The sequence below is a fragment of the Mycobacterium sp. genome (assembly GCF_035499775.1).
In the GTDB taxonomy this organism is placed as follows: Bacteria; Actinomycetota; Actinomycetes; order Mycobacteriales; family Mycobacteriaceae; genus Mycobacterium.
The window spans coordinates 36,083-48,610 of record NZ_DATJYB010000350.1 but is presented as its reverse complement, the minus strand read 5'-3'; the positions used below and the strand labels follow the sequence as shown (position 1 = coordinate 48,610).

Annotated in this window: 10 protein-coding genes and 1 pseudogene; 9 read left to right on the top strand and 2 right to left on the bottom strand. The window is 68.4% G+C overall.

Annotated elements, in window-relative coordinates:
• Positions 1 to 1,014: pseudogene (locus VML93_RS22090) on the top strand (amino acid decarboxylase); the annotation flags it as partial.
• A gap of 53 nt (positions 1,015 to 1,067) precedes the next feature.
• Complete coding sequence (locus VML93_RS22085) at positions 1,068 to 2,249, top strand: AAA family ATPase (protein ID WP_325614325.1); 1,182 nt, start codon at positions 1,068 to 1,070, stop codon at positions 2,247 to 2,249.
• Positions 2,250 to 2,259: 10 nt separating this feature from the next.
• Here VML93_RS22085 and VML93_RS22080 read toward each other — a convergent pair whose 3' ends face one another.
• On the bottom strand, positions 2,260 to 2,862 hold the full coding sequence (locus VML93_RS22080) for a TetR/AcrR family transcriptional regulator (RefSeq protein WP_325614333.1): 603 nt from the start codon (positions 2,860 to 2,862) through the stop codon (positions 2,260 to 2,262).
• A 94-nt stretch (positions 2,863 to 2,956) separates the two neighbouring features.
• Here VML93_RS22080 and VML93_RS22075 point away from each other — a divergent pair, with 94 nt between their 5' ends.
• From VML93_RS22075 to VML93_RS22045, 7 genes are all read left to right on the top strand, one after another.
• Positions 2,957 to 4,477, top strand: coding sequence for an FAD-dependent monooxygenase (locus VML93_RS22075; protein ID WP_325614323.1), 1,521 nt, complete (start codon positions 2,957 to 2,959; stop codon positions 4,475 to 4,477).
• A gap of 110 nt (positions 4,478 to 4,587) precedes the next feature.
• Complete coding sequence (locus VML93_RS22070) at positions 4,588 to 5,349, top strand: GntR family transcriptional regulator (RefSeq protein WP_325614321.1); 762 nt, start codon at positions 4,588 to 4,590, stop codon at positions 5,347 to 5,349.
• The gene (locus tag VML93_RS22065) at positions 5,346 to 5,573 is read left to right on the top strand and encodes a ferredoxin family protein (RefSeq protein ID WP_325614319.1); all 228 of its coding nucleotides are present in this window, start codon (positions 5,346 to 5,348) and stop codon (positions 5,571 to 5,573) included. The genes VML93_RS22070 and VML93_RS22065 overlap by 4 nt, the downstream gene beginning before the upstream one ends.
• Positions 5,574 to 5,598: 25 nt before the next feature.
• Complete coding sequence (locus VML93_RS22060) at positions 5,599 to 6,972, top strand: ABC transporter substrate-binding protein (RefSeq protein ID WP_325614318.1); 1,374 nt, start codon at positions 5,599 to 5,601, stop codon at positions 6,970 to 6,972.
• Positions 6,969 to 7,817: an ABC transporter permease gene (locus VML93_RS22055; RefSeq protein WP_325614316.1), complete on the top strand. Its 849-nt coding sequence runs from the start codon at positions 6,969 to 6,971 to the stop codon at positions 7,815 to 7,817. Before VML93_RS22060 ends, VML93_RS22055 begins: the two co-directional genes overlap by 4 nt.
• Positions 7,814 to 8,554 carry an ABC transporter ATP-binding protein gene (locus VML93_RS22050; RefSeq protein WP_325614314.1) on the top strand — a complete coding sequence of 247 codons (741 nt, stop codon included), beginning with the start codon at positions 7,814 to 7,816 and terminating at the stop codon, positions 8,552 to 8,554. Before VML93_RS22055 ends, VML93_RS22050 begins: the two co-directional genes overlap by 4 nt.
• Entirely contained in the window at positions 8,551 to 11,241 is a 2,691-nt protein-coding gene (locus VML93_RS22045) for a fumarate reductase/succinate dehydrogenase flavoprotein subunit (RefSeq protein ID WP_325614313.1), read from the top strand. The genes VML93_RS22050 and VML93_RS22045 overlap by 4 nt, the downstream gene beginning before the upstream one ends.
• On the opposite strand, the gene VML93_RS22040 is transcribed toward VML93_RS22045, so the two are convergent.
• Positions 11,205 to 12,515 carry an FAD-dependent monooxygenase gene (locus VML93_RS22040; RefSeq protein WP_325614311.1) on the bottom strand — a complete coding sequence of 437 codons (1,311 nt, stop codon included), beginning with the start codon at positions 12,513 to 12,515 and terminating at the stop codon, positions 11,205 to 11,207. The genes VML93_RS22045 and VML93_RS22040 overlap by 37 nt on opposite strands.
• Positions 12,516 to 12,528: the final 13 nt, after the last annotated feature.

Sequence of the window (12,528 nt, the reverse complement as noted above, 5' to 3'; positions counted from 1 at the left end):
AACCAGCAGCTGCTCGCGTCGCTGGACCTGGCGCGCCGGCAGGTCGACATCGAAGGCTTCGAGCTGGTCCGCAACGTCTACAACATGGCGCTGGTGTTCCGGCACCGGGTCCGCAAGGACCGACTGATCGGCAAGTGGTTCCGCATCCTCGATGAGTCCGACCTGGTGCCCGACGAGTTCCGGGCGTCGTCGGTCAGCTCCTATCGTCTGGTCCGCCAGGGTGCCATCGCCGAGTGGAACGAGGCCTGGCGGTCCGACCAGTTCGTGCTCGACGCGACGCGGGTCACCCTGTTCGTCGGCAAGACCGGGATGAACGGTTACGACTTCCGCGAGAAGATCCTGATGGACCGGTTCGGCATCCAGATCAACAAGACGTCGATCAACAGCGTGCTGTTGATCTTCACCATCGGCGTTACCTGGTCGAGCGTGCATCATCTGCTCGACGTGCTGCGCCGGGTGGCCTACGACTTCGACAAGGAGAAGGCTGCGGCCAGCACCGCCGACTGGGCGCTGCACCAGCGACGCGTCGAGGAGATCACCCAGGATCTGCCGCACCTGCCCGACTTCAGCCGGTTCGACATCGCGTTCCGGCCCGACGACAACAGCAAATACGGCGACACGCGGTCGGCCTTCTACGCCGGGTACGAGGAGTCGGACCGCGAATACGTGCTGATCGGCACGGCCGGGCGACGGATCGCCGAGGGAAAGACGCTGGTGTCCACCACCTTTGTGGTGCCCTACCCGCCCGGCTTCCCGGTGCTGGTGCCCGGGCAGGTGGTGTCCAAGGAGATCATTTACTTCCTGGCCCAGCTCGACGTCAAAGAGATCCACGGTTACAACCACGAACTCGGGCTCTCGGTGTTCACCCAGAGCGCGCTGAAACGGTTAGAGGCGCAACGGAATGCGGCGATGGCCGCGGTGGGTGATGCGGTGTCGAAATTCGAGATTCCCGCCGATGCCTCGGCCTTGAACGGCGACACCGTCGTAGCGCGAGCAGACGCAAAAGCACCCTAATCCGGCCTGTTTCAGGTGCTTTTGCGTCTGCTCGGCACCGTAGAGTCGGCCCCGTGTTGCAGACGGTGGCGATCCGGGGATACCGCTCGCTGCGCGAGGTGATAGTGCCGCTGGGCCGGCTGTCCATCGTCACCGGGGCCAACGGTGCGGGGAAGTCGTCGCTGTACCGCGCGCTGCGGCTGCTGGCCGACTGCGGACGCGGCGAGGTGGTCGGCTCGCTGGCCCGCGAGGGCGGGCTGCAGTCGGTGCTGTGGGCGGGGCCGGAGCAGCCCGGCGCGGCGCGTCGCACCGGAAAGACCGAAGGCACCGTGCGCAATCGGCCGGTGTCACTCGAAATGGGCTTCGCCGCAGACGATTTCGGTTATCTGGTGGACCTCGGCATCCCGCAGTTCGCCGGGCCCGATTCGGCCTTCGCCCGCGATCCGGAGATCAAGCGGGAAGTGTTGTTCGCCGGCCCGGTGCTGCGCACCGGGACGACGCTGGTGCGCCGGGTACGGGATTTCGCCGAGGTAAGCGGCTCGAGTGGTTTCGAAGAGCTGAGTCGCGCACTGCCGGCTTACCGCAGCGTTTTGGCCGAGTATGCCCACCCGCACGCGCTGCCCGAACTGGCGGCGGTACGGGAGCGGCTGCGCGGCTGGCGGTTCTACGACGGATTCCGGATCGACGCCGGCGCCCCCGCGCGGCACCCGCAGGTGGGCACGCGCACCCCGGTGCTGTGCGACGACGGCAGCGACCTGGCCGCCGCGATTCAGACAGTCATCGAGGCGGGCTTCGACGACTTGAGCCGCATCGTGGCCGACGCATTCGACGGTGCCACGATCTCCGTCGGCGTCCACGAAGGGCTCTTCGACCTTCAACTCCGGCAGCGCGGAATGCTGCGTGCGTTGCGGGCGGCCGAGTTGTCGGACGGGACGCTGCGGTTCCTGCTGTGGGCCGCGGCGCTGTTGAGCCCGCAGGCGCCGTCGCTGATGGTGCTCAACGAACCGGAAACCTCACTGCACCCCAGCTTGGTCGGTCCGCTCGCATCGTTGATCCGTACCGCGGCAGCGCAAACCCAGGTTGTGGTGGTCACCCACTCCCGGCTGCTGTTGGACTTTCTCGGCACCGTGCCGGTGGCGGAGACGACGGGCGACGACGCCGCGGTCGAAATCGAGCTGTACAAGGAGTGGGGCGAGACACGCATCACGGGACAGGGCCTGCTGACGACACCGCGGTGGAACTGGGGCAAACGCTAGGGTGCTCGGGCTACCCCGGCTGTCCGTTGAGGGCGCGGTAGACGAAGTCGGTCAACGCATCGATCGCCTCGTCTTCGCCGACGTGACGCTCGCCGAGCCGGCCACCCGACATCTGCCAGTGCGATCCGAATCCGTCCAGCAGCCCGGCGAACATCGCCAGCACCACGTCCGGCTGCCCCGGCAGCGTGCGACCGGCCGCGATAACGGGGTCCAGGTGATCGCGAATATGGCTGATGTCCCGGTTCGTCAACTCCTGTATCTGGGCACCGAACTCGGCGTTGACCAGCGCCGCCTGACGTAGCGCGGTCAGCTCCACGGCGTGCCGGGTGTAGAAGCGCCAGTACGCCGCGACGTGCCAGCGCACCGCGGCGCGGTCGGTGAAGTCCCCGTTGTGTTCGGCGTCCAGAGCATCGCGGTCGCTTTCGGCGAGCATGTCCGCCAGCAGTCCCTTGAGCAGCTCTTCCTTGCTGGTGAAGTGGTTGTAGAACGATCCCGCGGCACGCCCCGCCTCGGCGGTGATGTCGGTGATCTTGGTGTTCAGATAGCCCTTTCGGGCGAACACGAGCCGGGCGGCGTCCTTGAGGGCGGCTTCGGTGCCGGCGGCCTGTTCCACGCGTTTCAACCGTCACCTCCTTGACAGGAAAGCTAGCACCACCTCACACTGAATCTAAATTCACTGAATCATAATTCATTCGGAAGGAGCACCCATGGACACGCAGGTCTTGATCACCGGAGCCGGGCCGACCGGCCTCACGCTGGCCATCGAGCTGGCCCGTCGGGGAATCGACGTGCGCGTCGTCGACAAGGCAGAGCGATTCGCGATCGGCTCCCGCGCCGACGGACTGCAGCCACGCACGCTGGAGGTCTTCGAGGACCTGGGTGTCCTGGACCGGATCTTCGCCGCCGGCATGGGTGCACCGGTCATGCGGATCTACGACGGCGACGCGGTGGTGTGGGAGCAGCAGATGGCCAGGCCTGAGCCGCCGCAGGCCGACGTGCCGTATCCGAACCTCTGCTTCGTGCCGCAGTGGCGGACCGAGGAGATTCTGCGGGCGCGGCTCTCGGAGCACGGCGTCCACGTCCAGCTCGACGCCGAGGTGATCGGGGTCACGCAGGACGACGACGCGGTCGCCGCTCGCCTGGACAGCGGCGAAACCCTGCGGGCCGCCTACCTGATCGGCGCCGACGGCGGGCGCAGCACGGTCCGCCGCCAACTCGAGATCCAGTTCCTGGGTACGACCGACGACGACGTTCAAATGGTGCTCGCCGACGTGCGCGTCGAGGGTCTGGACCACGACTACGGACACGGCTGGATGCTGGACGGCCACTGCTTCTTCGGCTTCACGCCGCTCGCCGGAGGCGGCGACGCTTTTGTGGTGAATACCACCGCTCCCGGGCTGCAGCCCACCCTGCCCGCGCTGCAGGCCGTCGTCGACACGGCGTCCGGGCGAACCGACATCAGGTTGCGCGAGCTGACCTGGGCCACCACCTGGCGGGCGAATGCGCGTCTGGCACAACGATTTCGGCAGGGGAGAACCTTCCTGGCCGGCGACGCTGCCCATGTGCACCCGCCCACCGGGGGACAGGGACTCAACACCGGCGTGCAAGACGCCTACAACCTGGGCTGGAAGCTCGCGGCAGTTTTGGCCGGCGCCTCCGACGAACTGCTGGACAGCTACCAAGCCGAGCGGCTGCCAATCGCCTCGCGGGTGCTCGGCATCAGCACCGAGCTGCTGGACAAGACGCTGCGTGGCAGTGACGACGCGCTGGAACGCGGCACCGAAACCAGGCAGCTCGGCCTGAATTACCGGGGTGGCCCGCTGACACTCGACGACGGCTGCAGCGCCACGCTGGCGGCCGGCGACCGCGCGCCGGACGCGCCCTGCCGGCACGGCGACGGACGGTCGGTGCGGCTGTTCACACTCTTCGCCGGCCCGCACTGGACGCTGTTGCGATTCGGGCCCGACGCGCCGCACCTGGACCACCAATGCGTGCACTCCCACCAGGTCGGCGCCGACATCCTCGACGCCGACCGGCAAATCCACCAGGCCTACGACGTCAGTGACGGCGCGGCCGTCCTCGTCCGCCCGGACGGCTATATCGGCGCCATCACCATGCAACCGGCCGCGCTGACGGGCTACGCAAACCGGGTGCTGCCCCGAGATTGCGCTCACCGGGATCGGAACTGCACCGGCCCGCGCCAGGTGGCGCAATACCCGGCCGGGTGAGGGTTTTAGCTGGTCGTAGCCGAATCGTGCCTGGCGCAATACGTTGAACTGCCGAAATCGGCGCCGATCGGCCGCCCCGGATATGCCGGCGAGCTGATTAGCGTGACGGCGTGGCTATCGCTGAGTCGCCCATTCCGATCCGGGGACCCCGGGCCGACCGGGCCCGCCGCGCCGCCGACGTACTACGCCAGCAGATCCACGCCGGCGCCTACCCCGACGGGCTGCCCGCCGAAAACGATCTGGCGGCCGAGTTCTTCGTCTCCCGCAACACGATTCGCGAAGCGCTCAGCGTGCTGAAGAACGAAGGCCTGATCGACCGCGGACCCAAAGTCGGCACCCACGTCGCGCAGCGCAAGTACGACCACGGACTCGACGCGCTGCTGGGCCTCAAAGAGACCTTCAAAAACCTGGGGGAGGTGCGCAACGAGGTGCGCGCCGCCATGGCGGTGGCCGCCCCGCCGGCCGTGGCCAACCGGCTGCAGCTGAAACCCGGCGAACAGGCCGTGTTCGTCGAGAGGCTGCGTTACCTCGGCGACCTGCCGCTCAGCCTCGACCTGACCTACCTCACCCCGGACATCGGCACCCAGATTCTGGACCACCCGCTGGAGACAAACGACCTGTTCGCGCTCATCGAGCAGGTCAGCGGACACCGGCTGGGCTCGGCGTCGCTGGCGTTGGAAGCCATTCCCGCCGATCCACATTCGGCGGCCGCCCTGCAGGTGCCCGACGGGGCGGCGCTGCTCATGCTGGAGCGGCTCACCAGCCTCGACGACGGCAGGCCCGTCGACCTGGAGTACATCCGGATGCGGGGCGACCGAATCACGATGCGCGGCAGTCTCATAAGAGCCGAGCCGGTAAGGAGCGAGTCATGACGCTGGTCAACAACCGGGCCGACGTGCCGGTGACCATCGACGAGTCGTTGTGTATCGACGGCTGCACCCTCTGCGTCGAGATCTGTCCACTGGATTCCCTGGCCATCAACCCCGAGACGGGCAAGGCATTCATGCACGTCGACGAATGCTGGTACTGCGGCCCGTGTGCGGCCCGCTGTCCGACCGGCGCCGTCACGGTCAACATGCCCTACCTCCTACGCTGAGACAAGCTGTACAACAGGACCTTTCATGAAAAGACGCATTGCGCGGCTGGTGTCGGTGGCGCTCGCGGTCGCGGTGATCGCCTCCGGTTGCTCGCTGGAGTCGCTGTCGGAGTCCTCCGGTGTGGTCAACGTCGTCATCGGCTATCAGTCCAAGACCATCAACACGGTGACCGCCGGCACGCTGTTGCGGGCTCAGGGCTATCTGGAACGACGCCTGGCCGACATCACCGCGCGCACCGGCACCAGATACTCGGTCCGGTGGCAGGATTACGACACCGGAGCCCCGATCACCGCGCAGATGCTCGCCGAGAAGATCGACATCGGCTCGATGGGGGATTACCCCATGTTGATCAATGGCTCCAAGACGCAGGGTAATCCGCGCGCCCGCACCGAGATGGTGTCGGTGACCGGCTACAACCCCAAGGGCGCGCTGAACATGGTTGTGGTCGGCCCGAATTCGTCGGCAAATGCGCTGACCGATCTGGCCGGTAAGAGGATCTCGGCCAGCATCGGCTCGGCCGGGCACGGCACGCTGGTGCGTGCGCTGGACAAGGCCGGGATCAAACCCGCCGGCGTCGAGGTGCTCAACCAGCAGCCCCAGATCGGCGCCTCTGCGCTGGAATCCGGCCAAGTCCAAGGACTTTCACAGTTCGTGGCCTGGCCCGGGCTGTTGGTTTACCAGGGTAAGGCCAAACTGCTGTACGACGGAGCCGAGCTGAACGTGCCTACCTTGCACGGCGTAGTGGTGCGGCGCACGTATGCCGCCGCTCATCCCGAGGTGCTCGCGGCCTTCCTGCAGGCGCAATTGGACGCCACCGACTTCCTCAACGAAAAGCCGCTGGAGGCGGCGCGCGTCGTCGCCGAAGCAAGTGGGCTGCCGCAGGAGGTGGTGTACCTGTACAACGGCCCGGGCGGGACGTCGTTCGACACCACGCCGAAGCCGTCGCTGGTGCAAGCACTGAAAAGCGATGTGCCGTACCTGAAGTCGATCGGCGACTTTGCCGACCTCGACGTGGCCGGGTTTGTCGCGGACGAGCCGCTGCGCGCCGTGTTCGGTGCCCGCGGGCGCGACTACGACGCCGCCCGGGCGGCTGCCGCCAACCCACCGCTCGGCGGCGAACTGTGGCTGGACGGATCCGACACCACCCGCCCGGCGGCGAACCCGACCGCCCTGCTCCATGCGGTCCGGGATGCCGTCGCGCACGGCACCAAAGTGCGCGCGGCCTACGTAGCCGACGCCGAGTTGGGCACCCGCTGGTTCGCCGACAAAGCGTTCTGGGTGCGTGACGGCCAGGACTATCACCCCTTCGGCACCGTCGCCGGGGCACGACGCTACCTCGCTGCGCATCCGGGCAGCGTCACCGTGGATTATCAACAGGCACTGGGAGGTTCGCTTTGACTGCCCAAGTGATCGACCAAACCATACCGGCGCCCGCACTGCGCGCGCCGTCCCGACCCGGAGCCCCGCCGTGGCGTTCGCACGTGCTGCGGCTGGCGTCGGTGGCCGCCGCGATCGGGCTCTGGCAGTTGCTGACCACCGCGAAGGTGCGGCTGTGGCTGCGCTTCGACACGCTGCCGACCGTGACCGACATCGCCACGGCGCTGACACACCGGCTGGGCAAGTACGAATACTGGCTTGACCTCGCGCAGTCGTTGCTGCGCATTCTCACCGGTTTCGGGCTGGCCGCCGTCGTCGGCGTCGCGACCGGTGTCCTGCTGGGTCGCTCCCGGCTGTTCGCCGACGTGTTCGGGCCGCTCACCGAGCTGGCCAGGCCCATTCCCGCCATCGCGATAGTGCCGGTGGCGATCCTGCTGTTCCCGACCGACGAGGCCGGCATCGTGTTCATCACCTTCCTGGCGGCCTACTTCCCGATCATGGTCAGCACCCGGCACGCGGTGCGGGCACTGCCCACGCTCTGGGAGGACTCGGTACGCACCCTGGGCGGCGGCCGGCGGGAGGTGCTCGGCCAGGTCGTGCTGCCGGGCATCCTGCCCGGGGTGTTCGGGGGACTGTCGGTCGGCATGGGCGTGGCGTGGATCTGCGTGATCTCCGCCGAGATGATCTCCGGCCGCCTCGGGGTCGGTTATCGCACCTGGCAGGACTACACCGTGCTGGCCTACCCGAAGGTGTTCGTCGGGATTCTGACCATCGGCGTGCTGGGTTTCGTGACGTCTGCGGCCGTCGAACTGGTCGGCCGACGCGTCACCCGCTGGCTGCCGCGCGGGCAGGAGAACCAACGATGACGGTAGGGATGAGCCTAGAGCTGGATCGAGTTCGGTTGTCCTACAACGATGTTCCGGTGATCGGCGGGCTGAGCCTGGTGGTAGGCCCCGAGGAGATCCTGGTGCTCACCGGGCCGTCGGGCTGCGGTAAGTCGACGGTGCTGCGGGCCCTGGCCGGGCTGCTGCGACCCGATGAGGGCCGGGTGCTGGCCGATGGCGTGGAGGTGACCACGACCTCGGGTGACCGTGGGATGGTGTTCCAGGACAACGCATTGCTGCCGTGGCGCAGCGTGCGGTCCAACATCGAACTGGCGCTGCGGTTGCGTGGCGAGCCGCGCGCCACCCGCCGCGCCCAGGCCGAACGCTGGATAGTCGAGGTCGGGCTCACCGGCTTCGGCGATTACCTGCCCAAGAGCCTGTCCGGCGGGATGCGGCAGCGCGTCCAGCTGGCGCGCGGCCTGGCCGGGGCGCCGCGCGCGGTGATGATGGACGAGCCGTTCGGCGCGCTGGACACCCAGACCCGGGCAGCCATGCAGCGGCTGCTGATCGACACCTGGCGTGTCCATCCGACCACGATCGTCTTCGTCACCCACGACGTCGACGAGGCCCTGGCGCTCGGCGACCGGATCGTGGTCATGGGTCGGGCCGGCCAGCCGCTGCGCGCGGTCCTCGACGTGCCCGAACCGCGAAGCGGTGGCGCCCGCGCCGAGTTGCGCGCCGAAGTCATTGCCGCACTGGATCATTCGGTGGCCGCATGATGCAGATTCCGGATCAGGTTCCGGTCCGCCTGGACTGCGACGTGCTGGTCATCGGTGGCGGGACCGCGGGCACCATGGCGGCGCTCACCGCCGCCGAGCACGGCGCGCAGGTGCTGTTGCTGGAGAAGGCTCACGTGCGGCACTCCGGTGCGCTGGCGATGGGCATGGACGGGGTCAACAACGCCGTCATCCCGGGCAAGGCCGAACCGGAGGACTACGTCGCCGAGATCACCCGGGCCAACGACGGAATCATCAACCAGCGCACCGTGTATCAGACCGCCACCCGCGGGTTTGCGATGGTGCAGCGGTTGGAGCGGTACGGGGTGAAGTTCGAAAAGGACGAGCACGGCGAGTACGCGGTGCGCCGGGTGCACCGCTCCGGCTCGTATGTGCTGCCCATGCCGGAGGGCAAGGACGTCAAGAAGGCGCTGTACCGGGTGCTGCGGCAACGGTCGATGCGGGAGAAGATCCGCATCGAGAACCGGTTGATGCCGGTGCGGGTGCTCACCGACAGCGGCGGCCGCGCCGTGGGTGCCGCCGCGTTCAACACCCGCACCGGCGAATTCGTCGCCGTCGGCGCCAAGGCGGTGATCCTGGCGACCGGGGCCTGCGGGCGGCTCGGCTTGCCCGCGTCGGGGTACCTGTACGGCACCTACGAGAACCCGACCAACGCCGGTGACGGGTACTCGATGGCCTACCACGCCGGCGCGGAACTGTCCGGCATCGAATGCTTCCAGGTCAATCCGCTGATCAAGGACTACAACGGTCCGGCGTGTGCCTACGTCGCCAATCCGTTCGGCGGGTATCAGGTCAACTCGCACGGCGAGCGGTTCGTCGACTCCGACTACTGGTCGGGGCAGATGATGGCCGAGGTCAAAAGCGAGATCGACTCGGCCCGCGGCCCCATCTATCTCAAGGTGTCCCACCTGTCCGACGAGACGCTCACCTCGCTGGAGAACATCCTGCACACCACCGAGCGACCCACCCGCGGCACGTTCCATGCCAACCGGGGCCACGACTACCGCACCCACGACGTGGAGATGCACATCTCCGAAATCGGTTTGTGCAGTGGTCATTCCGCGTCCGGCGTCTGGGTCGACGAACACGCCCGCACCACGGTTCCGGGGCTGTACGCGGCCGGGGACCTGGCCTGCGTGCCGCACAACTACATGATCGGGGCGTTCGTCTTCGGTGACCTCGCCGGCGCCCACGCCGCCGCCACGCGGGCGGAAATACCCGCGCCGCAACAACTCCCGCAGGACCAGCTGCGAGCGGCCCACGAGCTGATCTACCGCCCGCTGCGGCATCCCGACGGCCCGCCGCAGCCGCAGGTCGAATACAAACTGCGACGATTCGTCAACGACTATGTGGCGCCACCCAAGACGGCGGCCAAGCTGTCCATCGCGGTGCGCACCTTCGACCGGATGCGCGACGAGATCGCCGGCCTGGGCGCCCGTACCCCCCATGAGCTGATGCGCGCAGTGGAGGTGTCGTTCATCCGGGACTGCGCCGAGATGGCCGCCCGGTCCTCACTCACCCGTACCGAATCGCGTTGGGGCCTCTACCACGATCGCGCCGACCTGCCCGGCCGCGACGACAGCCAATGGGGCTATCACCTGAACCTGCGCAAGGGTCCCGACGGCCGGATCGCCTTTCTCAAGCGCCCGGTGGCGCCGTATTTCGTGCCGGTGCCGGAGCTCGAGGGCCTGCCGCCGGTGGATCAGACGGTGCACGAGGTGCAGCAGCCGCCGCTGGTCGGCGGCCAAGCCCCGGCTACCGCTCGGTCGCGAATCGGTTCGGCTGCAACCGCATTCGACCCGCCGTCGCCGCGCATTGCCGAGGTCCTGGCCCTCGAGGAGCCGGCGGTGGCCGATCTGCTGCCCTACCTGTCCGACGCCGATCCGGGCGTGCGCCGCACCGCGGTGGCAACGCTCACCGAGCACATCCCCGACGGATATGCGCCCGCCCTGTTCGCCGCACTGGGCGACGCCGACGCCGGTGTTCGCCGCACCGCCGCCGACGGCATCCGCGAACTGGTCGAGGTGTTGCCCGATCCGGCTGCCGCCCAGGCATACCTGCTCTCGCGCGACTTGGTGGTCCGTGGCGCCGCCGTCTACGTGCTCGCCGCGCGCCGGTCTGGCGATGCCGCGGAATACCGCCGGGCGCTGCAGGATCCCGACCACCGGGTGCGTATCGAGGCGGTACGGGCGCTGGTGTCCGTCGACGACGTGGCCGGGGTGGTCGTCGCCACCGACGACGAGAACCGGGAGGTTCGCATCGCGGCGGCGGCCGGTCTGGCCACGCTGCAAGGCGGCGCCGATACCGTCAGCGCGCTGATCGGTGACCCTGATCCGCTGGTGCGCGCCGCCGCGCTGGCCGCGCTGGGTGAATTAGGTTGCAGTGAGCCCGATTTCGCTGCCGTCGAGCGGGCGTTGCAGGCGCCGGCATGGCAGGTGCGGGAGGGCGCGGCGCGCGCACTGTCGGGTGGGGTGGCCGAGCGTGCCGTTCCCCGGCTGACCCAGGCGCTCGCCGACCCCCATCTCGACGTGCGTAAGGCGGCCGTACTCAGCCTGACTCGGTGGGCCGGCGAACCCGCGACGCGCGATGCGCTGAGCATCGCGCTCAAGGACAGCGATGCCGACGTCCGGGCCTACGCCCGTCGGGCATTGGACCGCGCGGCCGGGTAGTCCGGCAGGTCGACGGCGTCGGCCGTGGTGAACCATTTCCGTTCGGCCAACGGCCGAAGCGGCCAGCGCTGCATGTACTTCATCGCCAGGGCCGTGACGGCGATATCGGTGGCGGAGTCCGGAAGAAAGCGTTCGACGCTGTTCGGGAGTTCCTGGCAAGCATTCACATAGGGCCGCATCACCGCTTCGTAGCGCTCCTGCGCGGTCGCCAGGTGTTCCCCATCGATACCCGCATCGTCGGCCGGGCCCAGGTCTGATCGCCCGTCTCCTCCTCGGGCCGCTCCGCGGCCCGCATCGTCGGCCGGGCCCAATTCACCCGCCAACACATAGGCCCCGACCAGCGCGAGGCTGGTGCCCATGCCGCTCAGCGGTGACGCGCAGTAGCCGGCGTCGCCGACCAGCGTGACCCGCCCGGACGACCAGCTGTCCATATGGACCTGGGCGAACGCGTCGAAGTAGAAGTCGTCGGACTCGCGTGCGCCGGCAACCAGGGCATCGCACTGCCAGCCGGCGCCGGCGAACCGGGTGGCCAGTATCTCGCGCTGCTCGTCGAGGTCGTGACGGTCGTAGGTCAGCGGATCGGAGCGGAATGCCAGCCCCGCCTTGGCTTTTGACGGATCGTGCGACGGGCGCATCGACGCGTTGAGTCCACCGGCAGCCTGATACATCAGGTACCAGCCGTTCAGGCCGGCGGTGTCAGGCACGGTGAACCAAGCGTTGTAGCCGCCCAGTGGCTTGACGAATCCCTCTTCCGGCCCAAAGGCCAGCCGCCGCACCCCCGAATGCGGACCGTCGGCCCCGACGACCAAGTCGGCGAGCACCGTCGTGCCGTCGGACAGCGTCGCCGTCACCGCCCCTCCAGTTTCGGAGTCGGACTGTGCCAGCTCGGTGATCCGGGTGCCGAACCGGTACTCGGTGTCCGCGACGGTGGCCTGGTAGATCACGTCGGTCAGGTCGCCGCGCAGAATCTCGAGCTGGCTGACCAGGCCGTTGCCGTGGAACGCGTCGACCGGCATCTCGGCGCGGCGCCTCCCGTCGGCCTTCACCCACGCGATGCCGCGCTGGTCCAAACTCCGGGCCCGCATCTGATCCAGCAGCCCCATCCGCTCGACCACCGCCCGCCCGGCCCCGCGCAGGTCCACGGTCTGGCCGCCGGGGCGGATGCCGTCGGCGAGCTCGACCAACACGACCTGGTAACCGGAGCGGGTGAGCCAATACGCGAGGGACGGCCCGGCGATTCCGGCGCCGCTGATCAGGACGGTCGGTTTGCTCATGCGGGTCAGCCTA

Coding starts and splice junctions, on each gene's coding strand:
- VML93_RS22075 (WP_325614323.1), top strand. CDS start 2,957: ATGGACACGCAGGTCTTGATCACCGGAGCCGGGCCGACCGGCCTCACG.
- VML93_RS22040 (WP_325614311.1), bottom strand. CDS start 12,515: ATGAGCAAACCGACCGTCCTGATCAGCGGCGCCGGAATCGCCGGGCCG.
- VML93_RS22045 (WP_325614313.1), top strand. CDS start 8,551: ATGATGCAGATTCCGGATCAGGTTCCGGTCCGCCTGGACTGCGACGTG.
- VML93_RS22065 (WP_325614319.1), top strand. CDS start 5,346: ATGACGCTGGTCAACAACCGGGCCGACGTGCCGGTGACCATCGACGAG.
- VML93_RS22060 (WP_325614318.1), top strand. CDS start 5,599: ATGAAAAGACGCATTGCGCGGCTGGTGTCGGTGGCGCTCGCGGTCGCG.
- VML93_RS22050 (WP_325614314.1), top strand. CDS start 7,814: ATGACGGTAGGGATGAGCCTAGAGCTGGATCGAGTTCGGTTGTCCTAC.